Origin of the sequence: Alloalcanivorax xenomutans (assembly GCF_900217905.1) — a bacterium.
Classification (GTDB): domain Bacteria; phylum Pseudomonadota; class Gammaproteobacteria; order Pseudomonadales; family Alcanivoracaceae; genus Alloalcanivorax; species Alloalcanivorax xenomutans.
On sequence record NZ_OBMO01000031.1, the window covers coordinates 18,224 to 43,759 of the forward strand.

Genomic DNA, 25,536 nt, shown 5'->3' on the forward strand with positions numbered 1-25,536 from the left:
CACGGTCATACGGGGCTACGGTAAAGAGAAACGCAGCACCTGGCCGGATCCGCTGCCGGGCAGGGTTTCCGTCTTGCCGTTGAGTGTCATCTCGCTGACCGCGGCGGCGTCACCGACGGTCAGCCGATAAGGGGCTTCGCCATTGAGGGACACACGATCCCCGGCGCTTTGCACACCTTCCACCAGGCGCTTGCCGGTGGCGTCAACGACCCGGATCCAGCAATCGCGGGAAAAAGCCATTTCCAGCCGGTCGCCGCTGGTTTCCGCCATGGAGGCTCCGGTTTCGCTGTCCGTGGCGGCCTCATCAGCCGGCTCCGGAGTTCCCGCCTGTGGCTCCACCACCGCGGCCCCGCTGTCCATGCCATTATCCTCCGTATTGGAAGACGGCTCCATGACAGGTTCCGGGGCCACCGTTCCGGAGTCCGGGGAGGGCTCCGACGGCGGTGCCGGGGCCAGGTCCGTATCGGACCCGGTGTCGGCCGGCGCCGCTGGTGACGGCTCCGGCACCACGGATTCTTCCACCGTATCGGGGTGCGTGCCCACCGGCTCGGGCTCGCCGGCCGAGGGCCATAACCACCATGCCAGGGCCAGCAGCAACAGGACCAGCAGCACCAGCAGCAACGGCCAGCGCCAGTCGCGCCCGCCACTCAGCGGTTCATGCACGGATTCGGTGGGCGCCGGCTCCCGGCGGTTCTGGTTCACATGCTGCTGAAAGCGGGACGCCAGTTCCTCGCCGGGCAGGCCGAGCAGACGGGCGTAATTACGTAAATACCCTTTAATAAAGGGCGGCTCGGGCAAACGCCCGTAGTCATCGTCCTCGAGAGCCTGAAGGTAGCTCATCGAAAGGTGCAGGTGTTCGGACACTTCCTCACGGGTCATACCCCGCTCTTCACGCACTCGACGCAACTCGGCGCCGGGCAGTTCCGTCCCTGACTCGCTCATTAAGGTGCCTCCTGAGCGTCGCGCCACTCCTGCCAGAGCCGATATTCACGGGAGCCCCGGTGGAGATTCTGCAACGCAAGCTCATAACTGGATTGTTGGTCTTTACGGCCCAACGCATGGGCCAGCCGCACCCCCAGCCACAACCCGGCGGGGTCCTGTCGACCCACCCGCTGGGTGTATTGTTGGTAATAGTCCCAGCCCAGATCGTAGCGCTGCTCCTGATAATACAGCCGCGCCAGCTCCAGATTCGGTGTCACGGATCGCGGTTGCAGACGAAGCGCCTTGATAAAGGCTTCTTTCGCCTCCTCCGGCTGGTCCAGGCGCAGATGGCACAGGCCGATATTGCTATAGGCACTGCCCCGCCCTTCATAACCCGGGTCGTTGGCGACCCGACCGAAAAGCTTGAGCGCTTCCTGGTACCGACCCTGGCTGTACAGCAGGGTTCCGTAGTTGTTCAATGCCGGCGCGTAATCGCCGTCGATCCGCAGGGCGCGGTTGTAGTGACGCTCCTCATTCTCCGGATCGCGCTCGTAGTTATACAACAAGGCCATGGCATTGTGTGCCTTGGCACTGTTGTCATTGAGTGACAGAGCCCGGGAAAAATGTCGCCGGGCCTCGCTGGGATTGCCCTGCTGAAGATATTGAAGACCAGCGGCGACGCGGCTGGTGACCGCCTCATCCACCTTGACGTTGTTACGACTGCTCTCCACCGCGCAGCCGGACAGCCAAAGGCCTCCGGCCAGCACCACAACCAAAGAAAAATGTCGTTTTATCATACAGACGCCGCATTGCCATCGGCCTGTTCGGTGCGGTGAAACACCGATTTTTTCCAACGTTCGGCACGACGGGTGCGGTCCTGCACCGTGCCCACCAGTTGCCCGCAGGCAGCGTCGATGTCATCGCCGCGGGTGGTGCGTACCGTGGTCAGCAGGCCATGGTCATTAAGGAATTTATGGAACTCCAGGATGTCTTTTTTCCGGGAGCGCTCATAGCCAGCGTGGGGGAAGGGATTGAAGGGAATCAGGTTGACCTTTACCGGAATGCCGTTGAGCAGCTTGACCAACTGCCGGGCGTGCTCCGGTTTGTCGTTCACGTCACGCAGCATCACGTATTCCATGGTGATCGTGTTGTGACGGTGGGTAATATTGTCGCTGTAGCGTTTGCAGGCGGCCATCAGTTCCGCCAGCGGGTATTTGCGATTGAGCGGCACCAGTTCATTGCGCAGCTCATCATTGGGCGCGTGCAGACTGACCGCCAGCGCCACATCCAGATCCTGGCTGAGCTGGTCGATCTTCGGCACCACGCCGGAAGTGGACAGGGTAATGCGCTTCTTGCCGATGCCGTAACCCAGGTCGTCCTTCATGATGCGCATGGCGGTAAGCACTTCGCCGTAATTCAACAACGGCTCGCCCATGCCCATCATCACCACGTTGGTGATCGGATGCTCGCCCAGATTGCGGCGTGGGCCGAAGGCACGGCCCGCCTGCCAGACCTGGCCGATGATCTCGGCGCTGGTCAGATCGCGCTGAAAACCCTGTTTACCGGTGGAGCAGAAGCCGCAATCCACGGCGCAGCCCACCTGGGAGGACACACACAGGGTGCCGCGGCGGCCATCGGGGATGAACACGGTTTCCACCGCGCCGCCGCCGTCGGCCTCGAACACCCACTTGCGGGTGCCGTCCCGGGAAATACCTTCGTGCAGTACTTTGGGGCCACGAATTTCCGCCACTTCGGTCAGCTTCTGGCGCAGCGCCTTGCCGACGTCGGTCATCTGGTCAAAATGGTCCGCCTGATGGTGATGGATCCACTTCATCACTTGCTGGGCACGGAACTTCTTCTCCCCCATTTCGAGGAAGAACGTTTCCATTTGCTCACGGCTGAAACCGAGCAGATTGACCTTTTGCGGGGCACTCATGGCTTCCTCCTGCGGCGGCGTCACGCCCCGCCCTGCGGCGAGGCGTTCACCCACCACCTTAGCGGGTGCGCGGGCAGATTTCTTCGTCGGAGAAGAAATAGCTCACTTCACGGGCGGCGGACTCAGTGGAGTCGGAGCCGTGTACCGCGTTTTCGTCAATGGTTTCGGCGAAGTCGGCGCGAATGGTGCCGGCTTCCGCTTCTTTCGGGTTGGTGGCGCCCATCAGGTCACGGTTCTTGAGTACCGCGCCTTCGCCTTCCAGCACCTGCACGATGACCGGGCCGCTGGTCATGAAAGCCACCAGATCACCGAAGAAAGGACGCTCCTTGTGCTCGGCGTAGAAGCCCTCGGCCTGCTCACGGCTCAGGTGCAGCATTTTCATGGCCACGACCTTCAGGCCCGCTTTTTCGAAACGGCCAACGATCTCACCGATGACGTTTTTGGCCACGGCGTCGGGCTTGATGATCGAGAGAGTACGCTCTACTGACATCGCTGTGTCTTCTCCAGAATTGCATGAATTTGCATTGCTTGTAGTGAATAGGCGCCCGCGCCATTCGGCCGGCCGCGCCCGTGGACTCGGCCTGGGCGGTCCTCGCCGCGATCCGGGGGCCTGAAACCGGCGGATTATACGCATCCGGGGTTAAATATGATACCGTTGGCGCCGGTTTCAGGCCCCAGGGGCCACCGCCTATCGATCCCATCGCCACTCTGGATTCCACCCTGCCGTCGGATCCCGTATAATACCTGACTAAATTACTCTGGTATTCTGAGATTATGAGCAGCCAAGCCGAACTGGACAAAGTCATCCGCTCCGAGTACGAGGCCGGATTCACCACCCTGGTGGAGTCCGACACTCTGCCGCCGGGGCTCAGCGAAGACGTCATCCGCTTCATCTCCGCCAAGAAAGGAGAGCCGGAGTGGCTGCTGGAATGGCGTCTGGAAGCCTACCGCAAGTGGCGGGAGATGCCGGAGCCGGAATGGGCCCACCTGCATTACCCGAAGGTGGACTATGACGCTATCTCCTACTATTCCGCGCCGAAAAGCATGGAAGACCGGCCAAAAAGCCTGGATGAGGTGGACCCGGAACTGCTCGACACCTACAAGAAGCTCGGCATCCCCCTGCATGAACAGGAAATGCTCGCCGGGGTGGCGGTGGACGCGGTGTTCGACTCGGTTTCCATCGGCACCACCTTCAAGGAAAAGCTGGCCGAGGCCGGGGTGATCTTCTGCTCCATTTCCGAGGCGGTGCAGGAACATCCGGAACTGGTGCGGAAATACCTGGGCTCCGTGGTGCCCAAGAGCGATAACTTCTTCGCCGGGCTCAACTCCGCGGTGTTCACCGACGGTTCCTTTGTTTACATCCCCAAGGGCGTGCGTTGCCCCATGGAGCTGTCCACCTACTTCCGCATCAACGAAGCCAACACCGGCCAGTTCGAACGCACCCTGATCGTCGCCGACGAAGGCAGCTACGTCAGCTACCTGGAAGGCTGCACCGCGCCGCAGCGTGATGAGAATCAGCTGCACGCGGCGGTGGTGGAGCTGGTGGCCCTGCCCGGCGCCGAGATCAAGTATTCCACGGTGCAGAACTGGTATCCCGGCGACGAGAACGGCAAGGGCGGCATCTACAACTTCGTCACCAAGCGCGGCGTCGCCCATGACAATGCCAAGATCAGCTGGACCCAGGTGGAAACCGGCTCGGCCATCACCTGGAAGTATCCGTCCGTGGTGCTGCGCGGCGACAACTCCGTGGGCGAGTTCTATTCCGTGGCCCTGACCCGCCACGCGCAACAGGCGGACACCGGCACCAAGATGATCCACCTGGGCAAGAACACCAGAAGCACCATCGTTTCCAAGGGCATTTCCGCCGGCAAGAGCTCCAACGCCTACCGCGGCCTGGTACGGATGGGCCCACGCGCGGAGAACGCCCGCAACTTCACCCAGTGTGACTCGCTGCTGCTGGGCGATCGCTGCGGCGCCCACACTTTCCCGTACATCGAATCCAAGCACCCCAGCGCCACGGTGGAACACGAAGCCACCACCTCCAAGGTGAGCGACGACCAGTTGTTCCTGTGCCGGCAGCGCGGCATTGATCCGGAGAAAGCGATTTCCATGATCGTGAACGGCTTCTGCAAGGAAGTGTTCAAGGAACTGCCGATGGAATTCGCGGTGGAGGCCGGCAAGCTACTGGAAGTGAGTCTGGAAGGGGCAGTTGGTTAGTTAACAGTTAATAGCGAAAACCGGCCCCAGGCCTCGTCCTCCGCAGCGAAGCGTTGTGGGAAAGTCTTAGACAGTTAATTTATAGGCGTTATTTACATGCTGGAAATTCGTGATCTGCACGCCGCCGTCAACGGCAAAGCCATTCTCAAGGGTCTGGATCTGACCGTGAACCCGGGCGAAGTACACGCCATCATGGGACCCAACGGCTCGGGCAAGTCCACCCTGGCCAATGTTCTGGCCGGCCGTGACAATTACGAGATCACCGGGGGCCAGGCCATTCTGGATGGTCACGACCTGGCGGAGCTGGAACCGGAGGAGCGCGCCCAGGCCGGCCTGTTCCTGGCGTTCCAGTACCCGGTGGAAATCCCCGGCGTGTCCAACATGGAATTTCTCAAAGCGGCTTTGGAAGCGGTGCGCAAGGCCCAGGGCAAGGAAGAGTGGGACTCGGTGACGCTGCTGCGCAAGGCCCGCGAAGCCTGCAAGCAGGTCAATCTGGACGCTCAGTTCCTCAAGCGCGGCGTTAACGAAGGCTTCTCCGGCGGCGAGAAGAAACGCAACGAGATCATGCAGATGCTGCTGATGGAGCCGCGTCTGGCCCTGCTCGACGAAACCGACTCCGGTCTTGATATCGATGCTCTGCAAACCGTGGCCCGGGGCGTCAACTCCCTGCGCAGCCCGGAGCGCGGCATCGTGCTGGTCACGCACTATCAGCGGCTGCTGGATTACATCGTGCCGGACCACGTCCATGTGCTTTCCGATGGCCGCATCATTAAATCCGGCGGCAAGGAACTGGCTCTGGAACTGGAACAGAAAGGCTACGGCTGGCTGACCGGCGAGGAAGAGTCCGCATGAGCCTCCCTTCGAAACAACAGGGCCTCGAACTGAAGACCCTGGCGGTGGAAAACGCGCGCCGCTCCGAAGCCGGGGACGCGCTGACGCCGTTGCGCGGTGACAGCCTGAACGCCCTTGAGGCCGCCGTTTTCCCCGACCGTAAAACCGAGCAGTGGAAATACACTTCCCTGCATCCGCTCACCGACGGCCATCTGAGAACCGCCGCCGACGGCGCCCTGCCCGAGCCGCTGCCGAACCTGGCCGCTCATCGCCTGGTGATGAGCAATGGCCGCTTGCAGGAAAACCTGAGCCAGTTGCCGGAAGGCGTGACACTGCATCGCCGGGCCGGACAGCGTGACGAGTTGCTGACGCCGTTCGCGCTCTACAACGGCGCGGCGCTGACGGACGCCATCACTCTGGAAGTGGCCGCCAACACCGAAGTCAGCGCGCCGCTGCACCTGCTGCTGCACGCCGCCAGCGACACGCCCGCCCATTGCCAGACCCGGGTGGAAGTACTGTTGAATCCGGGCAGCAAGCTGACCCTGATAGAGCATTACATCGGCCAGGGCCCGGTGCTGAACAACGCGGTGACCGTGATCGAGGCCCGCGACAACGCCAGCCTCACCCACTACCGGCTGCAAAGCGAGCGGGAAGACACCCTGCACATCAGCACCTTGCTGTTCCGGCAGACCGGGGTCAGCCGCATCGACAGCTACCAGCTGATGGGCGGCAACCGGCTGCGCCGCAACGACGTACGTGCCCTGCTGGAAAAAAGCGGTGCCGAACTGAACATGCAGGGCGTGTTCGTGGCCCGTGGCCAAAGCCACATCGACAATCAGCTGTGCGTGGAACACCGCGTGCCACACTGCACCTCCAATCAGGTGTTCAAGGGTCTGGCCGGCGAAAAGGGCAAGGCGATCCTCAATGGCCGTATTCACATCCACGAGGGTGCCATGGGCACCCTGGCGGAACTGAGCAACAAGAACCTGCTGCTGAGTCCCGGCGCGGAGATCTACACCAAACCGGAACTGGAAATTTACAACGATGACGTGAAGTGCGCCCATGGCGCCACCGTCGGCCAACTCGACGCCGCCCAGCAGTTCTACCTGCAATCCCGGGGCATCGCGCTGGCGGAAGCCAAGCGCATGCTGAGCCTGGGCTTCGTCAATGAACTGATCCTGGCGCTGCCGGACGAGAGCGTGGCGCGGTGGGTGCAGCCGTGGCTGGCGGGGGAATTGAGCCAGTATCCCGGCGCCAACGAGGAAGCGGCATGACTCTGAACGTTTCCGCGCTGCGCGACGCCTTCCCGATTCTCCACCAGGAGGCCAACGGCAAACCGCTGGTGTACCTGGACAACGCCGCCACCACGCAAAAACCGCGGGTGGTGATCGACGCGATACGGGATTACTACCAGGGCACCAACAGCAACGTGCACCGGGGCGCTCACTACCTGAGTGACCGCGCCACCGCGGACTTCGAAGCGGCGCGGGATACCGTGGCGGCGTTCCTCAACGCCGATCGCGAGGAGATCATCTGGACCAAGGGCACCACCGAAGGCATCAATCTGGTGGCCCAGTGCATCGGCCGCGAGCGGCTCAAGGCCGGTGACGAAGTGCTGATCACTACCCTGGAACACCACGCCAACATCGTGCCCTGGCAGCAGGCCTGCCTGGCCACCGGCGCCAGCCTCAAAGTGGTTCCACTGCGCGAGGACGGCAGTGTGGATAGCGAGGCGTTCCACCAGTTGCTGAATGAACGCACCCGCATCGTGGCGCTGTCCCATGTCTCCAACAGCCTGGGCTCGGTGACGCCGGTGGCGGAGTTGATCGCCGCCGCCAAGGCCGCTGGCGCCATCACCCTGGTGGACGGCGCCCAGGCGGTGTCGCACTTCCCGGTGGACGTGCGCGCGCTGGGCTGTGATTTCTATGCCTTCTCCGGCCATAAGGTGTTCGGCCCCACCGGCATCGGCGCCCTGTATGGCCGCCGTGAGTTGCTGGAAGCCATGCCGCCTTACCAAACTGGCGGCGAGATGATCGAGGTGGTGACGTTCGAGAAAAGCACCTGGAATCAGTTGCCGTACAAATTCGAACCGGGGACGCCGAACATCGCCGGCGTGGTCGGTCTGGGCGCGGCCATCCGCTGGCTCCAGGGGCAGGACCGGGACGCGCTGGCGCGCCATGAGCGGGCCCTGTTGAGCGCCGCCCATGAACAGGCGGAAGCGTTCCCGGGGTTGAAAATCATCGGTAACGCCGCCACCAAGGCCAGTGTATTGTCGTTCCTGTTGGACGGCGCCCACCCCGCCGATGTCGGCGTGTTGCTGGACAAGCAAGGCGTGGCGGTGCGCACCGGGCATCATTGCTGCATGCCGCTGATGGACAGCCTCGGCATTCCCGGTACCGTGCGCGCCTCGTTTTCGATCTACAATACCCTTGATGAGGTGGACGTCCTGTTCCAGGCGCTCCATAAAGTACGTTCTTTTCTATAGGTGATGATGTCATGACGGTACAGACTTTCGTGCCCGGCCAGGCGCAAATTCACCTGACCGAATCCGCCCGCCGCCAGGCTCTCAAGGAGATCGAGCGCGCCGGCGCCGCCGGCATCCGCTTGAATCTGGATGAGTCCGGCTGCTCCGGTTATATGTACGTGCTCGACTTTGTCGACGAACCGCGCGAGAGTGACAAGCGCTTCGACATCGACGGCATTGCGCTCTATGTGCCGGAAAAATGGCTGGTGATGCTCAACGGTCTTGAGATCGATTACGTCACCGAGGGCGTCAACAGCCTGTTCAAGTTCCGCAACCCCAACGCCACCGGCGAATGCGGCTGCGGTGAAAGCTTCACCGTGCACGAGGTCTGAAGGTCTTGACCAGCACCCCTTCTACCTCAGAGCAACGCACCGTGGTGGTCAGCCGGGACGTACCCGCCCGGCGGGTTCCCAACGGCACCCGCATCACCATCAAAAAGAATACCTTCGTCAACCTGCGTCAGGCGCTGGGCGGCACTTATACGGTGACCGTGAACGGCAATATGGCGCGTATTGACGGCACCGACGCGGATGCCATCGGGCAGCAGCCGCTGGAGCTGGATTTCGACGCCGCCGAAGCGGACGGTACGGTGCGGGACGAGGATCTTCAGAAGACGCTGAAAACCATCTACGACCCGGAAATTCCGGTGAACGTTGTCGACCTGGGCTTGGTTTACGGCTGCGATGTGATTCGCAGGGACGACCAGAATGTGGTGCAGGTACGGATGACACTCACCGCCCCCACCTGCGGCATGGGGCCCGTCCTGGTCGGCGATGTGGAAGACCGGCTGGCCAAGGTGCCCAATGTGGACAAAGTGGAAGTGGCGCTGGTGTTCGACCCGCCCTGGAGCCGGGATATGATGACGGAAGAGGCCCAACTGGAACTGGGCCTGTTCTGACGGCAGTAATTGAGAAGGTGGTTCAACTTGTCTGATTTCGATATTCGCGCCATCACCCTCGGTGAGAACGTCACCGCCGAGGATGTCCGTGACGACCTGGAATTCCTGGACGACTGGGAAGAGCGCTACCGCTACATCATCGATCTCGGCAAGCAACTGCCGGAACTGCCGGACACCCTGCGCACCGAAGACCGCTTCGTGCGCGGCTGCCAGAGCCAGGTATGGCTGGTCACCGACTACGATGACAGCGAGGGCCGCCTGTATCTGGCGGTGGATTCCGACGCCATCATCGTGCGCGGGCTGGCGGCGATCGTGCTCACCGCCCTCAACCGCCGCTCGCCGGAACAGATCGCGGCGGTGGACATGGACGCCTTCTTCCAGGACATCGACCTGTTCGGCCATCTCAGCCCCACCCGTGGCAACGGCCTGCGTGCCATGGTCGCCCGCATCAAGCAGGAAGCGGCGGCCCTGGCCGCCTGACCCCCAACGTTCCGACGTTCAGGCGGCGGGTTCCAGACGCACCACGAAGCGCCGCACGCCGCCGTCCACCTGCTCCGACTCCAGTATCTCCACCTTCTCCCCATAGAACGCCGCCACGCCGTGGACGCAGCCCAGCGCCAGCAGGCTCAGATCCCGGTGGGAACGGTATTCCACCTGCAGCACCCGCGGCTCCAGCTCACGGACATCAATGCGCGGCGGCGTCGCCTCCGGGTTCTTCAGACGAATGACCCGCTGGTGAATGCGTTCCTCCACGTTGAGCAGGAACGCCACCGCGTCCCATTCCCGTGGAATCATCGCCCGGTACATATTGATCAGGGGCGGGATCACCCAGGCGCCGAATTCCTCCAGCAAATCATCACGGTGCAGCCCGGTGACCGACTGCAGCGCCGCCACCAGGTCCTCCAGATGACTGTCCGGGTAAAGTTGAATCGGTACGTGCAGGCAGTCGGTCAGGCCCGCTCGGTGGTTGACGTCATCCCATACCGACGGACCATAGCGGTCGGTAACGAAATGACGCAGATGGGCAAGGATCACTCCGTGCATGGTTGGCTCCGTCCTTTGGTGTGACAACACCTAAGCAAGCAGCACGCCGGTTACGGAGCCTTCCGTCGGACAAAAAGAGCCGCTTATCCCCTTTGAGCAGCAGCGTCACGCAGCCGGGTGACCACCTGCGTCACATTCTGTATTACCGTGTCGATTTGCGTCTCATCGGTGAAGCGGCCCACCGAGAAACGCAGTGAGCCGTGCGCCAGCGAATCGGACACCCCCATCGCCTTGAGCACATAGGACGGCTCCAGCGACGCCGAGGTGCAGGCGGACCCGGTGGACACCGCCACGCCGGTCAACGCGGTCAGCAGCATCTCCCCTTCCAACCCTTCGAACGCCACGTTCATATGGCCGGGTAAACGCGGCGCGCCGGCACCGTTGAGGGACACGCCGGGCAGCGTCCGGATGCCACCCCACAAGCGATCCCGCAACGCGGCGATACGCTCGTTCTCTTCATCCCGGCTGGCCATGGCCAATGACAAGGCCTCGCCCATGGCGACAATCTGGTGGGCGGGCAAGGTGCCCGACCGCATGCCCCGCTCATGGCCGCCGCCGTGGATCTGGGCGGCGACCCGGACATCCGGATGGCGCCGCACATAGAGCGCGCCAATGCCTTTCGGGCCGTAGATCTTGTGGGCACACAGGGAGACCAGGTCCACCGCGGTTTCCCGAACATCCAACGGCAACTTGCCCATGGTCTGGGCGGCGTCGGTGTGAAACAGAACGCCACGCTCCCGGCACAAGGCGCCAATGGCACCGATGTCGTTGATCACCCCGGTTTCGTTGTTGGCGTGCATGATCGACACCAGCACGGTGTCCTCGCGCATCGCCTCTTCCACCGCCCGCGGGGTGATCCGGCCATCCGGCTCCGGCGCCAGATAGGTGACCTCGACGCCACGCCCTTCCAGCCAGCCGCAGGGGTCCAGCACCGCCTTGTGCTCGGTGGCGGAGGTGATCACATGTCCCCTGCCCCGCTGCTCCAGAACACCTTTGATGGCCAGATTGTTGGCCTCGGTGGCACCGCTGGTCCAGACGATCTCCCGGGGATCGGCGTTGAGCGCGTCCGCCACCTGACGACGGGCATTTTCCACCGCCTCCTCCGCCAGCCAGCCGTAAAGATGGCTGCGCGATGCCGGATTCCCGAAGGTGCCGTCCGGCCCGAGAAAACGCACCATCGCCTCCACCACCCGGGGGTCCACCGGGGTAGTGGCGGCGTAATCCAGATAAACCGCTTGCGACATGGATGTTGATTACTGTGTTGATAATGGAAGGATCAAAGCGTGCTGACCGGCACCCGGTTCAGTTGGCTCTGCGTGATCTTCTGGCGCTCCGCCACCTGACGCACCTCATTGCGGGACACCAGTTCGCCCAGCGTGATGTGCGACAGGAAATCCTGGATCTGATCCGACAGATCACACCAGAGGTGGTGTGTCAGACAAATGTGGCCGTCCTGACAATCGCCGTTGCCGCCGCAACGGGTGGCATCCACGGACTCGTCCACGGCGGCGATCACCGAAGCCACATCAATATCGTCACTGTCCCGGCTCAGCCTGTAGCCGCCGCCGGGACCGCGCACACTGCTCACCAGATGCCGCCGGCGCAACTTGGCGAACAGCTGCTCCAGATAGGAAATGGAAATTCCCTGACGCTCGGAGATATCCGCCAGGGATACCGGACCCTCATCCGCATGAAGAGCCAGATCCAGCATCGCGGTCACCGCGTATCGGCCTTTGGTGGTTAATCGCATACCCACACCTTTGGTACGTGAATAGGAAGTCAGACTATAAAGACCAACCAAATCAGTCAAGTATTATCGGAGAATAATTGATAACCGTTCTCATGTAAAAAGGTCTGAACAAGAAATAGACGGTTGGTTCCCGAAATGGCCCGGATCGACTCCCTCGTTCTTGACAGCGCCCCGGAGCTCACGGACAATTCGCGGCCTTGAAACATGGCAAGGTAGCTCAGCTGGTTAGAGCACAGCACTCATAATGCTGGGGTCGGCGGTTCAAGTCCGCCCCTTGCTACCAAATATCCAGGAAAGGCTGCTCAGTTGAGCAGCCTTTTTCGTTTCAGGCAGGCCAAGGTTCTGATCCGGGGGCCGACCCTGCTTTTTCTGGGCTGGGGTCGACGCAGGCGGCCTGCCCGTTCAAGTCCGCCCCTTGCTACCAATATCCAGGAAAGGCTGCTCAGTTGAGCAGCCTTTTTTGTTTCAGGCGGGCCAAGGTTCTGATCCAGGGGCCGACCCTGCTTTTTCTGGGCTGGGGTCGACGCAGGCGGCCTGCCCGTTCAAGTCCGCCCCTTGCTACCATATATCCAGGAAAGGCTGCTCAATTGAGCAGCCTTTTTTGTTTCTGACGGTCCGGACTCGCCTCTTAACGCGCACGAACTCAGATAGAGCACCACGAAGGGAGCTTTACTCATATACGAGTAAAAAACGAGATTAAAGGCTCTTTTTACTCGTATATGAGTACAAGAAACCCAGTTCCGTCTAACCGCAGGCGTTACCCGGTACCCGGAAGGGCCGGATCAGGTGTAGCACGAAGGGGCAGCAGATGACCCACCAGGTGGAGAGCGCATTGACCACCGGACCGGATTGCCCCCAGATGAACGGTATACCGGCATAGCCGGCGTATCCGCATACGGTGGCCAATACGGCGAACCCGAGGTGGAGATACAGGCGCCGCCGGAACGCAAAGGTATAGCCCACGCTGAACAGCAACGGAAACAGCCACCAGAACACCATGGTGATGTAATCCCAGGTGGTCATTTCGAATACAAGCTCCACGCTCTCCATGTCCCTTCCCTACGGCGCCTTTTTCTTACAACACGTTTCTTACAGCACAATCAGATGATTGGGCAGTTCATTCTTCTGCTCGGTGGCCGGCACGTGGGTGATCAACTCATCGCCACAGCTGGCCACGCATTCCAGGAAGCCATTCAGGGTATCCCTGGCCTTCACGTGAGCCGTGAAGGTATCGACGATCGACTGCCAGCGTTCGTTGGGCACGTGGCGGGCAATGCCCTGGTCCGCCAGGATTTCCACGTAGTGCTCCGCTTCGCAGACGAAGATCAAGACGCCGGTACCGCCCTTGGTGTGGTGCAGCCCCTGATCCAGAAACACCCGCCGGGCCAGGTCCGCGGCGCGGCGCTGTTTCACCGAGGCGGGCACCAGCCGCATCATCAGCGGCGGCCAGCGGAACACCAGCGCCAGCACCACCAGGGTGGTCCACTGTGCCAGCAGCACTTCCAGCGGAGCCAGCCAGATCGGCGTGAAGGCGAGGATCAGTGGCACCAGCAGGGACAGCAGCGCCGCCCACATCATCGGAATATAGCGATAATTGTCCGCCTGCCGGGCCAGCACCGTCACCAGCTCGGCGTCGGTGTCCTTTTCCACCGCGGCAATGGCGCGGGACACCCGGTTTTGGTTCTCTTCATTCAATAACATCACCAGCCTCCCGAGGCGCCACCGCCCCCAAAGCCGCCGCCTCCACCGCCGAAGCCGCCGCCGCCGAAACCACCACCGCCGCCGCCAAAGCCGCCCATTCCGCCAATGGCAATCGGTGCCAGCAGGCCTCGCCCACGACGACCACCGCCGCGTCCGCCGCCGCCGAAGGTCAGCAGCATGGTCAACACCACCAATACGATCAGATAGATCAATGCCTGGAGGTTACTGCCCTTATTGGCTTTCCTGGCCGGGGCGGTGTACTCGCCATCGATGGCGGCAAGAATGGCCGCGGCCCCCTGTTCGATCCCGGTGAAGTAGTCCCCTTGACGGAACGCGGGCTGGATTTCGTTCTGAATAATGGCGTGGGACAACGCATCGGTGAGCACACCTTCGAGTCCGTAGCCCACCTCGATGCGAATCTTGCGTTCCTTGGGCGCGATGATCAGCAAGGCGCCGTTGTCATGTTCAGCCTGACCGATCCCCCAGGCCCGACCCAACTGATAACCATAGTCCTCGATGGCGTAGCCCTGCAGATCCGGCAGGGTCACCACGACGACCTGGTTGGAGGTGCGGCTCTCGGCCTCGGCCAGGCGCTGTTCCAGTGCCCGGGCCTGTTGCGGCGACAGCAACCCGGCATTATCCACCACGCGGCCGGTCAGAGCGGGGAATTCCGGTGCCGCCCAGGCGGAGGGCAGCACCAGCATCAGCAGAGTGCAGAGCAGTAGTCGCATCAGTTGAAGTTAACCTGGGGCGCTTGTTCCGCCCCTTCCGTGGTGGCTTCGAAGGAAGGCCGTACTTCCATCTCACTGTACAGCATGCTGTGCCAGATACGACCCGGGAAGGTGCGAATCTCGGTATTGTATTGCTGCACCGCGGTGATGTAGTCCCGGCGCGCCACGGCGATGCGGTTCTCGGTGCCTTCCAACTGCGATTGCAAGGCCAGGAAATTCTGGTTGGCCTTGAGATCCGGGTAGCGCTCCACCACCACCATCAGGCGCTGCAAAGCAGAACCGAGTTGCTGCTGCGCCGCCTCGAACTGCTGCAGCTTTTGCGGGTCGTTAATCAGACTTTCATCGGCCTGAATGGAACCGACCTTGGCGCGGGCTTCGGTGACCTCCACCAGCACATCCCGCTCGTGTTCCATGTAGCCCCGTACCGTACTGACCAGGTTGGGCACCAGATCCGCGCGCCGCTGATACTGGTTTTCCACCTGTCCCCAGGCGGCCTTCACCTGCTCGTCATAGGTGGGAATGTTATTGATGCCGCAGCCGGTAACGCCGAACAGAATCGACAGCAACAGGACAAAACGCCAATGCTTCATTGCGGGGTCTCCATATCCAAACCGAGGACGTCCAGCACTTCCTGAACATCGTTTGTATTGCTTTGCCCAATGGCCAGCAACCGCTCCTTGACGGTGCGCGGCTGCGCCTTGATGCGGGCTTCGAGCCGGCAGGCGCTGGCGCGATCCGCCACCGCCGCCCGCCAAACCAGGGTCACCGGCCGCCGTGCCCGAGTATAACGGGCGCCACGGGGGCCTTCATTGTGCTCCCGGTGACGGCGCTCCACATCCGTGGTGACGCCGGTATACAGTGAACCGTCCACGCAGCGCAGTATATAAACCCACCACTGTTGCATGGTTTTACATCTCCCGCGTCGACAGTTGCTATTATCAAAACATACCCAGCTCCGCCAGCGAAGGCGGCGACACTACAATACAAGGATTTCCGGAGACACGCATGATTACTTATCTCTATTGGGTACTGGTTGCGATCCTGATTTTTCTCAGTCTGTTCCTGGTCGGTGCCCGCATGGGCAAGTGGAAACCGGCGGTGATTCTGGCGGTGCTGGTGTGGCTGGCGGGCACCGTGCTGTATTACTTCTGGCTCGAGCAGATCTTCGTCAAGCGGCTGGGCGGCACCATGACGCTGAGCGTGCCGGCGGGGCAGCAGCACATCGCCGCCACCTGGAAAGGCGATAATCTGTGGATCGAGAACTACGACCCGGAGACCAACCGCTGTATTTTCCGTGAATACTCCCGTGGCAATCTGCTGGAGGGCCAGGTGGTGATTGAAAACTGTCACCCCCTACGTGCCGGTGGCAGCGCCGACAACAGTGGCGCCGAGGACAGCACCACTATTCCCAAACGCCCACGAACCGCGCTTTAACCCGGAAAATGCGCCACCAGCGATCTTCGCCGGTGGCCTTCCCGTCGCCGCGCTGCTATCTTTGAAGGTCGTCCACGCCGATGATTCGCCTTCCCCATGAAAGTGCGTACCACCAAGGAACAGCAGCGCGAGCGACTGCGCCGGGATATGGAGCGTTTTCTGTCCCGGGGCGGGAGTATCAAGCGCGTGCCCCCCGGCACCAGCGGCGAGCCCCCGCGAGGTGCCCGACCATTATCTCCGTTCAGCCACACGCCCAGGCCCCCGCGTACCGATTTGTCACGGCTGGCCGCCACCATCGACGCCCGCAAGCATAAGCCCAAGGTCCGCCGCACCCGATCCGCCGCGCCGCGCCGCCGGCTGATCTATGACGACTTCGGTGAGCCTTTACGCTGGGTCTGGGGAGACGCCACCACCGCCCCCGACACCCCGGACAAGGAGAATTCATGAACCGCCTGATCGCGCTGAGCCTGCTGCTGCTCGGTTCCCTGGCCCACGCCGACATTATCGAACAGAAAGTGAACCTCCCCGGCGGCGTCGGCACTGGCGTACTGTACATGGACGAGGACCAGGAACGGCTTACCGCCGGGGTCATCGTGGTCCACGAATGGTGGGGGCTGAACAATTACATCCGCAACCGGAGCCGGCAACTGGCCGCGGAAGGCTACGTGGCACTGGCCGTGGACATGTACAACGAAAAAGTGGCGCAGCACCCCAAGGACGCCAAGGCGTTCATGGAGCAGGCCCTGGCCGAGCCGGAAAAGATGACCGCCCGCTTCAATGCCGCCAAGACGCTGCTGCGCAAGATGCAGTATGTGGACGACAACCGGATTTACGCGGTGGGCTACTGTTTCGGTGGCGGCGTGGTGCTGGAGCAGGCCCGCAGGGGCAATGATCTGGCCGGCGTGGCCAGCTTCCACGGCACCCTGGCGACGCAAAATCCAGCGGGTCCCGGCGACATCAAGGCACGCATCCTGGTGGCCACCGGGCAGGCCGACCCCATGGTGCCACCGGAGCAGGTCTCGGCACTGGTGGAGGAACTGAACAACGCCGGCGCGGAATATCAGCTGCTCAGCTTCCCCGACGCCAAGCACGGCTTCACCAATCCCGAGGCGGATCAGTTTGGTCAGCGTTTCGACATGCCCCTGGCCTACGACGCCGAAGCCGACCGGGAGAGCTGGCGGGCACTGACGGAGTTTCTCGATAGCACACCCTGACGCCCCTGAATGCACCACCTTCGGGCATGGCGCACCAAACTGGCGCCATGCCCGCCCCATCCGCAGGCCCTCCACCCCGTTTTTCCTCCCCCGATCCCCCGCAATCCCTGGCCTGCACCGATTTGGCACCGCTCTTGCTGGTATACCGGCGTGAGGAATCGAATGGCCGGTGGCCATCCACACTCGACAATTTGCTTCCAATAGACCGCTAGGGTTCCGATCGGCGCCGCCGATGCCTGGTCCGAGAGCAGTCGACCTTCGCTGAAGGTTACACGGCGGGACAAAAGCCCGGGAGGACACGATGACACCTGTCATTGGATTCCTCTTCGTCCGTAACCCAGGAGGTCCGACATGACCCGTTTGCTCACCACCGTCTGCACCACCGCCCTGCTCGCCCTGACGCTCGCCCCCCCTGTCCAGGCCCAGGCCCGGGACAGTTTCAAGGTCTGCTGGTCCATCTACGTGGGCTGGCTGCCCTGGGACTACGGCGCCGCCGAAGGCATCGTCGACAAATGGGCGGACAAGTACGACATCGACATCGAAGTGGTACAGATCAACGACTACATCGAGTCCATCAACCAGTACACCGCCGGCCAGTTCGACGGTTGCACCATGACCAACATGGACGCCCTGACCATCCCCGCCGCCGGCGGCGTCGACAGCACCGCGCTGATCGTTGGTGACTTCTCCAACGGCAACGACGGCATCGTGCTCAAGGACGCCGATAAACTCGAGGCCATCAAGGGCCGTCGCGTCAATCTGGTGGAACTGTCCGTCTCCCACTACCTGCTGGCCCGGGCGCTGGACAGCGTGGGACTCAGCGAGCGCGACATCACCGTGGTCAACACCGCCGACGCCGATCTGGTATCCGCTTTCAATACCCCCGACGTGACCGCCCTGGCCACCTGGAATCCGCTGCTGGGTACAATCAAGGAGTCTCCGGAAGCCAATCTGGTGTTCGACTCTTCCAAAATTCCCGGCGAAATCATCGACCTGATGGTGGTGAACACCGACACCCTGAAAGCCAATCCAGCCCTGGGCAAAGCGCTCACCGGCGCCTGGTACGAAATCATGGGGCACCTCAATGACAGCGGCTTCCGCCAGCATCTGGCCAATGTCGCCGCCACCGACCTGGACGGCCTGCGGATGCAGCTCGACGCCACCCGTCTGTTCGACAAAGCCGAGGACGCGGTCACCTTCACCAACAGCCCGGCGCTGAAGGACACCATGCAGAAAGTGGCGGAATTCTCTTTTGACCACGGTCTGCTCGGCGAAGGCGCCCCGGATGCCGGCTTCGTTGGCGTGGAAACCCCCGCCGGCGTCTACGGCAACAACGGCAATATCAAACTGCGCTTTGACCCAACCTACATGACGATGGCCGTCGAGGGTGAGCTGTAACCGGCCCCTCGTGCCTTGTCACCGCCCACAGGAGTCGCCATGAAGAAGTTGATCAACCGGCAACCCGGACGGGTCGCCACCTGGGCGCTGGGGCTGTTGCCCTTCGCCCTTCTGCTGGTGGTGTACCTGCTGGCTTCCGACGCCCGCCTGGAAGCCAACCCCAACGACAAACTGCTGCCGGCGTTCAGTGCCATGGGCGATGCCATTCAACGCATGGCGTTCGAACCCAGCAAGCGCAGCGGCGAGTACCTGTTATGGGCGGATACCCTGGCCAGCCTCACCCGCCTGGCCATCGGCGTCGGCATCAGCGCCTTGATGGGACTGGTCTTCGGCATTGTCACCGGCACCCTGCCCTATGCCCGCGCCGGGTTGTCCCCGCTGATCACCGGGCTGTCGCTGGTGCCGCCGATGGCGATCCTGCCGATCCTGTTCATTCTGTTCGGGCTCGGCGAACTGGCCAAGGTGATGCTGATCATCATCGGCATTACGCCTTTTCTGATCCGCGACTTGCAGCAAAGGGCCCGGGAGATCCCCGCCGAGCAGGTGATCAAGATGCAAACGCTCGGCGCCAACACCTGGCAGATCATTCTGCGTCTGGTGTGGCCGCAGATCATGCCGCGCCTGATCAGCGCGGTGCGGCTGTCATTGGGCTCCGCCTGGCTGTTCCTGATCGCCGCCGAAGCCATCGCCGCCACCGAAGGGCTGGGTTATCGCATCTTCCTGGTGCGCCGCTACCTGTCCATGGACGTGATCCTGCCCTACGTGCTCTGGATCACCCTGCTGGCGTTCGCCATCGACTTCCTGCTGGCCCGCTATTCCCGCTGGCGTTACCCCTGGTTCCACGGCAGTCACTGAGCAAAGCGAGGAGAAGCCCATGGCTATCATCGAAATGAACAATCTGTGGAAGGAATACGGCGACCAGGTGGTGCTGGAACGCCTCAACGCCGAGGTGCGGGAAGGGGAATTCGTCACCCTGGTCGGCGCCTCCGGCTGCGGCAAGACCACCTTTCTGAAAATGCTGCTCGGCACCGAATCGCCCAGCCGGGGCAAGTTGCTGCTGGACGGCGCGCCGATCCCGGATCAGCCGGACGAGACCCGCGGCATCGTGTTCCAACGCTATTCCGTGCTGCCGCATCTGAGCGCGCTGGAAAACGTCATGCTGGCCGACGAGTTGCACCGACACAAACTCATCGGCCGCGCCTTCGGCGGCAAACGCAAAGCCTTGAAGGACGCCGCCATGGCCATGCTGGAATCCGTGGGGCTGACCCAGGCCGCCGGCAAGTTTCCCCACGAGCTGTCCGGTGGCATGCAACAGCGTCTGGCCATCGCCCAGGCATTGATGAAACGGCCGCGCATTTTGCTGCTGGACGAACCCTTCGGCGCGCTCGATCCCGGCATCCGCCGCGACATGCATCACCTGGTGCTGGATCTGTGGCGGCAACAGGGCCTGACCATCTTCATGGTCACCCATGACCTCGCCGAAGGCTTTTACCTCGGTACCCGGCTGTGGGTATTCGACAAGACCCGCCTGGACCCGCAAGCCCCCGGCGCCTACGGCGCGCGCATCACCTACGACCTGCCAGTGGGAGATTGCGACAAAGGCACGCTCACGGCCATCCAGGAGCAGGCGGACGCCACCGCCCGCACCATGGCCTAGCGCCCGTTTTGATTTGGAAACGTACAAGGAGACCTTCATGACCGAACCGCTGTACGACTACACCATGCCCGGTGGCGCCCATTGGTCGTTTCGCCTGCGCCGTGGCACCGCTCTGCGTCTCACCGATCTGGAAGGCGGCGCCAACGTCGGCATGCTGTTCTACAACCCGGAAGAAAAACTGGAGCGTTACAACGCTCCGGACACCCTCAAGGGTCAGCACACCTTCAAACTGACCCGCGGTAATTGTCTCTACTCCGACATGGGCCGGGTGTTCGCTTCCATTGTCGACGACAGCTTCGGCTGGCACGACACCGTCTGCGGTAACCTGGACGATGCCCGCCTGCTGGAGAAATACGGTGAGCACAATTACCAGCAATACCGCAACGACTGGACTCTGAGCGGCCACGCCAGTTTCCTCACCGAGTTGGCAAAATATGGCCTGGGAGAGCGAGACCTGGCCGCCAATCTCAATCTGTTCAGTAAGGTGGTCACCGACGATAACGGACAGCTGCGTTTCGACGCCGGCGCCGCCCGCGCCGGGGCGCAAATCACCCTGCGTTTCGAGATGGACACGCTGGTGGTGATGCACACCTGCCCGCACCCGCTCAATCCCGCCAGCGACTATCCACGCAAACCAGTGCGGGTGGAAATGCTCACCGCCGCGCCGGTGGCAAAGGACGATTACTGCCTGAATTTTCGTCCGGAAAACGCCCGCGCCTTCGAAAACAACCGCCTCTATCACCTGGGCCTTTAGGAGACCATCATGATTCGGGAAAGTCAGCTGAAGCCCGCCGATGCTCATTTCCGCGACACCGTCCCCGCCGGCGATTACTTTCTTAAAGTGCTGAAGGAAGGCGAGACCCTGCGCATCCTCGATCTGGAAGGCAACCAGGCGGCGGACACGCTGTTTTTCAATGCCAAGGACACCGCCGAGCGCTACAGCGCCATGGACACCATCCGCGAACAGGGCAACGTCTTCCTCACCGCCGGCACCGTGCTGCGTTCCAACCGCAACCGGCCGATGCTGGAAATCACCGCTGACACCTGCGGCCGCCACGATACCCTCGGCGGCGCCTGCGCCACGGAAAGCAACACCGTGCGTTACGCGCTGGAAAAACGCTGCATGCACGCCTGCCGGGACAGCTGGATGCGGGCCGTTAACGAAAATGAGGAATACGGGCTGAGCAAGCGCGACATCACCCACAACATCAATTTTTTCATGAACGTCCCGGTGACCGCCGAAGGCGGCCTCACCTTCGCTGACGGGATTTCCGCACCGGGCAAGTATGTGGAAATGAAAGCGCTGATGGATATCACCGTGCTGATTTCCAACTGCCCGCAGCTCAATAACCCGTGCAACGGCTACAACCCCACGCCCATCGAAGTGCTGATCTGGCACTGACTATCGGAATAAGGCGCCGGGGACGACCCCGGAAGCCGGACGCTTACGGCGGGACGACCCGCCATCGCCGCAGAGCCGACATCATGTTCAAGAAGGTACTGATCGCCAACCGTGGCGCCATCGCCACCCGAATCATCCGTACCCTGAAAACCCTGGGCGTCACCAGCGTCGCGGTCTACGCCGACGCGGACGCCGATTCCCGCCACGTGAGCCTGGCCGACGAGGCTTACTGTCTGGGCGACGGCAGCGCCGCCAGCACCTATCTGAATCAGGATAAGTTACTGACACTGATGGCCGAACAGCAGGTGGATGCGGTGCATCCCGGCTATGGTTTTCTCAGTGAGAACCCGGATTTCGTCGAGCGTTGCGAAGCCCAAGGCATCGCCTTTATCGGCCCCACCCCGGAACAGATGCGGGACTTCGGCCTCAAACACACCGCCCGCCAGCTGGCGGAAGACAATCAGGTGCCGCTGCTGCCGGGCACCGGTCTGCTGACCGATCCGGAACAGGCGCTGGCCGCCGCCACCGGCATCGGCTATCCGGTGATGTTGAAAAGCACGGCCGGCGGCGGTGGTATCGGCATGCAGATTTGCCACGATGCCGAATCGCTGCGCAAAGCCTGGGACACGGTACGCCGGCTCAGCGCCAACAACTTCTCCAACGATGGCGTGTTCCTGGAAAAATACATTGAGCGCGCCCGCCACATCGAAGTGCAGGTGTTCGGCGATGGAAAAGGCCAGGCGGTGACGCTCGGCGAGCGTGACTGCTCCGCCCAGCGCCGCCATCAAAAAGTGGTGGAGGAAACCCCGGCGCCCAATCTTCCCGAAGAGGTTCGGCGCACTTTGCACGACACCGCACGGCGTCTGATGGCGGCGGTGCATTACCGCAACGCCGGGACCGTGGAATTCATTCTCGACCAGGATACCAACCGCTTTTACTTCCTGGAGGTGAACACTCGCCTGCAGGTGGAGCACGGCGTCACCGAGCAGGTTTACGGCGCCGACCTGGTGTCCTGGATGGTGCGGCTGGCCGCCGGCGAACTACCGCCGCTGGAACACCTGGCCGGCGATCTCACGCCGCACGGTCATTCGATCCAGGTACGTCTCTATGCGGAGGATCCGAACAAGGATTTCCAGCCCAGTGCTGGTCTGCTGACCACCGTGCGTTTTCCTGAAGCGGACGGCCAACGGCTGCGGCTGGACCATTGGATCGAAGCGGGACTGACCGTATCCCCGCTGTACGACCCGATGCTGGCCAAGGTCATCGTTCACGAGGATGATCGCGAGCGCGCTCTGGCTGCCCTGGAGCAAGCGCTCGGCGACACTCTGGTGGAAGGCATCGAAACCAACCGCGAGTATGTGCTGGCGATCCTCGCCGACCCGGCGTTTCGGCAAGGCCGCATGACCACTCGCTATCTGAACGACTTCCGCTACCAACCCGATACCCTGGATGTCCTTGCCGGCGGTACCCTGACCACCGTCCAGGATTATCCCGGGCGCGGCGGCTACTGGCCGGTGGGCGTGCCGCCGTCCGGCCCGTTCGACAGCCTCAGTTTCCGCCTCGGTAACCGGTTGCTGGGCAACGACGAGAATGCGGCCGGCCTGGAATGCACGCTCAATGGCCCGACCCTGCGCTTCAACCGCGACACCCGGATCGCGCTGACCGGCGCGGATATGGGCGCCACGCTCGACGGCGAGTCCGTGCCCCGCTACCAGGCGGTGACGGTGATCGCCGGCCAGACGCTGAAGCTGGGCAAGGTCAACGACACCGGTGCCCGCGCTTACCTGGCCGTGGCTGGCGGCATTCAATGCGAACCCTACCTGGGCTCACGCAGCACTTTTACGCTGGGTCAGTTTGGCGGCCACGGCGGCCGGGCTCTGCGCACCGGCGATGTGTTGCATCTGAGCCCGCACGGCGCGGTCCCGCAAGCCATCGAGGTGCCACCCGCGCTGAAGCCGAAGCTGCGCGATACCTGGACATTGCGAGTCATCTACGGTCCCCATGGCGCACCGGACTTCTTCACCGACAACGACGTCGCCACCTTCTTCAGCAGCGATTGGCAGGTCCATTACAACTCCAGCCGCACCGGCATACGACTGGTGGGGCCGAAACCGGAATGGGCCCGCAGCGACGGCGGCGAAGCCGGCATGCACCCTTCCAACATCCACGATAACGCCTATGCGGTGGGTACCATTGATTTCACCGGCGATATGCCGGTGATTCTGGGCCCGGATGGTCCGTCGCTCGGTGGCTTTGTCTGTCCCGCCACGGTGATCAAAGCCGACCTGTGGAAACTGGGACAGCTGAAAGCCGGGGATAAAGTACGCTTTCAACCGGTCTCCCTGGAAGACGCCGACCGTCTGTGTGAAGAACAGGACCGCTGTCTGCAACACCTGAACGCACCCGAACTGGTAGTGAAGTCCGCCCCTGTGATCACCCCGGTACTGGACCGCCTGCCGGAGGAGGAAGCCGGTGTGGAGGTAGTCTACCGAGCCGCCGGTGACCGTTATGTGCTGGTGGAATACGGTCCACTGGAACTGGATTTGCGCCTGCGTTTCCGGGCTCACGCCCTGATGCTGTGGCTGGAGCAGCAGCGGATTGACGGCGTGCTGGAACTGACCCCCGGCATTCGTTCCCTGCAGATTCATTTCGATCCACGGCAGCTGCCGCGCAACACCTTGTTAACGCTATTGAAGGAAGCAGAACTGTCCTTGCAGCAACAGGATGATTTGCAAGTGCCGTCACGTATCGTTCATCTGCCACTGAGCTGGGACGACGAGGCCTGCCGGCTGGCGATCCAGAAATATATGCAATCGGTGCGCAAGGACGCGCCCTGGTGTCCGAGCAATATCGAATTCATCCGCCGCATCAATGGCCTCGACAGCATCGACGAGGTCAAACGGATTCTGTTCGAGGCCAGCTATGTGGTGATGGGGTTGGGTGATGTTTACCTGGGCGCCCCGGTGGCCACGCCTTACGATCCCCGTCACCGGCTGGTCACCACCAAATACAATCCGGCGCGCACCTGGACCGCGGAAAATTCCGTCGGCATCGGCGGTTCCTATTTGTGTGTGTACGGCATGGAGGGCCCGGGTGGCTATCAATTCGTCGGCCGCACCCTGCAAATGTGGAATCGCTATCGCACCACCGAGGCCTTCACCAAACCCTGGCTGCTACGGTTCTTCGATCAGATTCGCTTCTACGAAGTCAGCGCCGGGGAACTGCAACGAATCCGCCGGGACTTTCCCAAAGGCGACTACCCGCTCAAGGTGGAAGAGACCACATTCAGCCTCAATGCTTATCAGGATTTTCTGCGGCGCAATGACGACAGCATCCGGGCCTTCACCGGGCAGCGGAACCAGGCCTTCGAAGAGGAACTGCAACGTTGGGTGGAAAGCGGCCAGATTCATTTCGAGTCGCAACAGGATCTGAATGGCGACGACGGCGACGGTCTGCCGGAAGGCACGCCGGTGGAATCCCCCACCGCCGGCAACATCTGGCAACTCAACGTGGCCGAGGGCGACAATGTGGAAGCCGGCCAGGTGGTGGCAATCCTGGAATCCATGAAGATGGAGATCGAAGTCACCGCCCCGGAAGCCGGCCAGGTGCTGCATATAGCGCGGCAGGAAGGCCAGCAGATCAACGCCGGCCAGGCCATCATGGTGCTGGGCTAGCAGCCGGACCACGCAGCCGCTGTAAAAGCTTGCCTGCAAGCAAATACCCAACACCGGAAGGCCGGGATTCGCCAGCAGGCTGGCTCCCACAGTTTGGACTACGAAGCCGCTGTGGGAGATTCTATGGTGCCCTGCAACGCTTAAAAGAGCTTTGCGGGGCAATATTCTTGTTGCTGCTTCATCAGGGCGAAGGCGGTGCGGGCG

Annotated in this window: 28 protein-coding genes, 1 tRNA gene and 1 riboswitch; of the genes, 17 read left to right on the forward strand and 12 right to left on the reverse strand. The window is 62.2% G+C overall.

Going from position 1 to position 25,536, the window contains the following annotated elements:
• Positions 1 to 15: 15 nt before the first annotated feature.
• The 4 genes from CRO06_RS18925 to ndk are packed head-to-tail and all read right to left on the reverse strand — an operon-like array spanning position 16 to position 3,347.
• Positions 16 to 942, reverse strand: a complete 927-nt coding sequence (locus tag CRO06_RS18925; RefSeq protein WP_097059144.1) for a RodZ domain-containing protein — start codon at positions 940 to 942, stop codon at positions 16 to 18.
• A complete protein-coding gene (gene pilW / locus CRO06_RS18930) occupies positions 942 to 1,718 on the reverse strand; it encodes a type IV pilus biogenesis/stability protein PilW (RefSeq protein ID WP_097059145.1) in 777 nt (258 codons plus the stop codon). The genes CRO06_RS18925 and pilW overlap by 1 nt, the downstream gene beginning before the upstream one ends.
• On the reverse strand, positions 1,715 to 2,857 hold the full coding sequence (rlmN, locus tag CRO06_RS18935) for a dual-specificity RNA methyltransferase RlmN (RefSeq protein ID WP_022995341.1): 1,143 nt from the start codon (positions 2,855 to 2,857) through the stop codon (positions 1,715 to 1,717). The genes pilW and rlmN overlap by 4 nt, the downstream gene beginning before the upstream one ends.
• 58 nt (positions 2,858 to 2,915) lie before the next feature.
• Positions 2,916 to 3,347 (reverse strand): nucleoside-diphosphate kinase, encoded by a 432-nt coding sequence (ndk, locus tag CRO06_RS18940; protein WP_022995340.1) that lies wholly within the window; start codon positions 3,345 to 3,347, stop codon positions 2,916 to 2,918.
• Between the two features lie 284 nt (positions 3,348 to 3,631).
• Between ndk and sufB the strand changes: the two genes are divergently transcribed.
• The 7 genes from sufB to CRO06_RS18975 all read left to right on the forward strand — a co-directional run bounded on the left by sufB (position 3,632) and on the right by CRO06_RS18975 (position 9,807).
• The gene (gene sufB / locus CRO06_RS18945; RefSeq protein ID WP_022995339.1) at positions 3,632 to 5,074 is read left to right on the forward strand and encodes a Fe-S cluster assembly protein SufB; all 1,443 of its coding nucleotides are present in this window, start codon (positions 3,632 to 3,634) and stop codon (positions 5,072 to 5,074) included.
• Between the two features lie 96 nt (positions 5,075 to 5,170).
• The gene (gene sufC, locus CRO06_RS18950; protein WP_055100164.1) at positions 5,171 to 5,926 is read left to right on the forward strand and encodes a Fe-S cluster assembly ATPase SufC; all 756 of its coding nucleotides are present in this window, start codon (positions 5,171 to 5,173) and stop codon (positions 5,924 to 5,926) included.
• Complete coding sequence (sufD, locus tag CRO06_RS18955; protein WP_022995337.1) at positions 5,923 to 7,179, forward strand: Fe-S cluster assembly protein SufD; 1,257 nt, start codon at positions 5,923 to 5,925, stop codon at positions 7,177 to 7,179. Before sufC ends, sufD begins: the two co-directional genes overlap by 4 nt.
• Positions 7,176 to 8,390 (forward strand): aminotransferase class V-fold PLP-dependent enzyme, encoded by a 1,215-nt coding sequence (locus tag CRO06_RS18960; RefSeq protein ID WP_022995336.1) that lies wholly within the window; start codon positions 7,176 to 7,178, stop codon positions 8,388 to 8,390. The genes sufD and CRO06_RS18960 overlap by 4 nt, the downstream gene beginning before the upstream one ends.
• 11 nt (positions 8,391 to 8,401) lie before the next feature.
• On the forward strand, positions 8,402 to 8,761 hold the full coding sequence (locus tag CRO06_RS18965; protein WP_097059146.1) for a HesB/IscA family protein: 360 nt from the start codon (positions 8,402 to 8,404) through the stop codon (positions 8,759 to 8,761).
• A 5-nt stretch (positions 8,762 to 8,766) separates the two neighbouring features.
• Positions 8,767 to 9,327: a putative Fe-S cluster assembly protein SufT gene (sufT, locus tag CRO06_RS18970; RefSeq protein WP_097059147.1), complete on the forward strand. Its 561-nt coding sequence runs from the start codon at positions 8,767 to 8,769 to the stop codon at positions 9,325 to 9,327.
• 27 nt (positions 9,328 to 9,354) lie between these two features.
• The gene (locus CRO06_RS18975; protein ID WP_022995333.1) at positions 9,355 to 9,807 is read left to right on the forward strand and encodes a SufE family protein; all 453 of its coding nucleotides are present in this window, start codon (positions 9,355 to 9,357) and stop codon (positions 9,805 to 9,807) included.
• Between the two features lie 18 nt (positions 9,808 to 9,825).
• Here CRO06_RS18975 and CRO06_RS18980 read toward each other — a convergent pair whose 3' ends face one another.
• The 3 genes from CRO06_RS18980 to iscR form a co-directional block, all read right to left on the reverse strand.
• Positions 9,826 to 10,371: a heme NO-binding domain-containing protein gene (locus CRO06_RS18980; RefSeq protein ID WP_055100167.1), complete on the reverse strand. Its 546-nt coding sequence runs from the start codon at positions 10,369 to 10,371 to the stop codon at positions 9,826 to 9,828.
• 83 nt (positions 10,372 to 10,454) lie between these two features.
• The gene (locus CRO06_RS18985; protein ID WP_097059148.1) at positions 10,455 to 11,615 is read right to left on the reverse strand and encodes an IscS subfamily cysteine desulfurase; all 1,161 of its coding nucleotides are present in this window, start codon (positions 11,613 to 11,615) and stop codon (positions 10,455 to 10,457) included.
• Between the two features lie 32 nt (positions 11,616 to 11,647).
• Complete coding sequence (gene iscR, locus CRO06_RS18990) at positions 11,648 to 12,121, reverse strand: Fe-S cluster assembly transcriptional regulator IscR (protein WP_022995330.1); 474 nt, start codon at positions 12,119 to 12,121, stop codon at positions 11,648 to 11,650.
• Between the two features lie 206 nt (positions 12,122 to 12,327).
• Between iscR and CRO06_RS18995 the strand changes: the two genes are divergently transcribed.
• A tRNA-Met gene (locus CRO06_RS18995) sits at positions 12,328 to 12,404 on the forward strand.
• Positions 12,405 to 12,865: 461 nt separating this feature from the next.
• On the opposite strand, the gene CRO06_RS19000 is transcribed toward CRO06_RS18995, so the two are convergent.
• From CRO06_RS19000 to CRO06_RS19020, 5 genes are read right to left on the reverse strand one after another with little or no spacing between them, the layout of a single operon-like run.
• Positions 12,866 to 13,171: a hypothetical protein gene (locus tag CRO06_RS19000; RefSeq protein WP_022995329.1), complete on the reverse strand. Its 306-nt coding sequence runs from the start codon at positions 13,169 to 13,171 to the stop codon at positions 12,866 to 12,868.
• 39 nt (positions 13,172 to 13,210) lie between these two features.
• Positions 13,211 to 13,822 (reverse strand): TPM domain-containing protein, encoded by a 612-nt coding sequence (locus CRO06_RS19005; RefSeq protein ID WP_022995328.1) that lies wholly within the window; start codon positions 13,820 to 13,822, stop codon positions 13,211 to 13,213.
• The gene (locus CRO06_RS19010; protein ID WP_022995327.1) at positions 13,822 to 14,553 is read right to left on the reverse strand and encodes a TPM domain-containing protein; all 732 of its coding nucleotides are present in this window, start codon (positions 14,551 to 14,553) and stop codon (positions 13,822 to 13,824) included. The genes CRO06_RS19005 and CRO06_RS19010 overlap by 1 nt, the downstream gene beginning before the upstream one ends.
• Positions 14,553 to 15,143: a LemA family protein gene (locus CRO06_RS19015; protein WP_026949406.1), complete on the reverse strand. Its 591-nt coding sequence runs from the start codon at positions 15,141 to 15,143 to the stop codon at positions 14,553 to 14,555. The genes CRO06_RS19010 and CRO06_RS19015 overlap by 1 nt, the downstream gene beginning before the upstream one ends.
• Positions 15,140 to 15,457, reverse strand: a complete 318-nt coding sequence (locus CRO06_RS19020) for a GIY-YIG nuclease family protein (protein WP_022995325.1) — start codon at positions 15,455 to 15,457, stop codon at positions 15,140 to 15,142. The genes CRO06_RS19015 and CRO06_RS19020 overlap by 4 nt, the downstream gene beginning before the upstream one ends.
• 101 nt (positions 15,458 to 15,558) lie before the next feature.
• Between CRO06_RS19020 and CRO06_RS19025 the strand changes: the two genes are divergently transcribed.
• The 9 genes from CRO06_RS19025 to uca all read left to right on the forward strand — a co-directional run bounded on the left by CRO06_RS19025 (position 15,559) and on the right by uca (position 25,332).
• Entirely contained in the window at positions 15,559 to 15,987 is a 429-nt protein-coding gene (locus CRO06_RS19025) for a hypothetical protein (RefSeq protein ID WP_022995324.1), read from the forward strand.
• Positions 15,988 to 16,083: 96 nt separating this feature from the next.
• Complete coding sequence (locus CRO06_RS19030) at positions 16,084 to 16,434, forward strand: hypothetical protein (RefSeq protein ID WP_097059149.1); 351 nt, start codon at positions 16,084 to 16,086, stop codon at positions 16,432 to 16,434.
• Positions 16,431 to 17,201, forward strand: a complete 771-nt coding sequence (locus tag CRO06_RS19035) for a dienelactone hydrolase family protein (protein WP_022995322.1) — start codon at positions 16,431 to 16,433, stop codon at positions 17,199 to 17,201. The genes CRO06_RS19030 and CRO06_RS19035 overlap by 4 nt, the downstream gene beginning before the upstream one ends.
• Positions 17,202 to 17,398: 197 nt before the next feature.
• Positions 17,399 to 17,498, forward strand: a riboswitch (guanidine-I (ykkC/yxkD leader).
• 54 nt (positions 17,499 to 17,552) lie between these two features.
• Positions 17,553 to 18,599 (forward strand): putative urea ABC transporter substrate-binding protein, encoded by a 1,047-nt coding sequence (locus tag CRO06_RS19040; protein WP_097059150.1) that lies wholly within the window; start codon positions 17,553 to 17,555, stop codon positions 18,597 to 18,599.
• Positions 18,600 to 18,638: 39 nt separating this feature from the next.
• A complete protein-coding gene (locus tag CRO06_RS19045; protein WP_022995320.1) occupies positions 18,639 to 19,454 on the forward strand; it encodes an ABC transporter permease in 816 nt (271 codons plus the stop codon).
• A 19-nt stretch (positions 19,455 to 19,473) separates the two neighbouring features.
• Positions 19,474 to 20,256, forward strand: coding sequence for an ABC transporter ATP-binding protein (locus tag CRO06_RS19050; protein WP_022995319.1), 783 nt, complete (start codon positions 19,474 to 19,476; stop codon positions 20,254 to 20,256).
• Between the two features lie 37 nt (positions 20,257 to 20,293).
• Positions 20,294 to 21,010: an urea amidolyase associated protein UAAP1 gene (locus CRO06_RS19055; RefSeq protein WP_022995318.1), complete on the forward strand. Its 717-nt coding sequence runs from the start codon at positions 20,294 to 20,296 to the stop codon at positions 21,008 to 21,010.
• A 9-nt stretch (positions 21,011 to 21,019) separates the two neighbouring features.
• Positions 21,020 to 21,658: an urea amidolyase associated protein UAAP2 gene (locus CRO06_RS19060; RefSeq protein WP_022995317.1), complete on the forward strand. Its 639-nt coding sequence runs from the start codon at positions 21,020 to 21,022 to the stop codon at positions 21,656 to 21,658.
• A gap of 83 nt (positions 21,659 to 21,741) precedes the next feature.
• A complete protein-coding gene (gene uca / locus CRO06_RS19065; protein ID WP_097059151.1) occupies positions 21,742 to 25,332 on the forward strand; it encodes an urea carboxylase in 3,591 nt (1,196 codons plus the stop codon).
• Positions 25,333 to 25,536 lie beyond the last annotated feature (204 nt).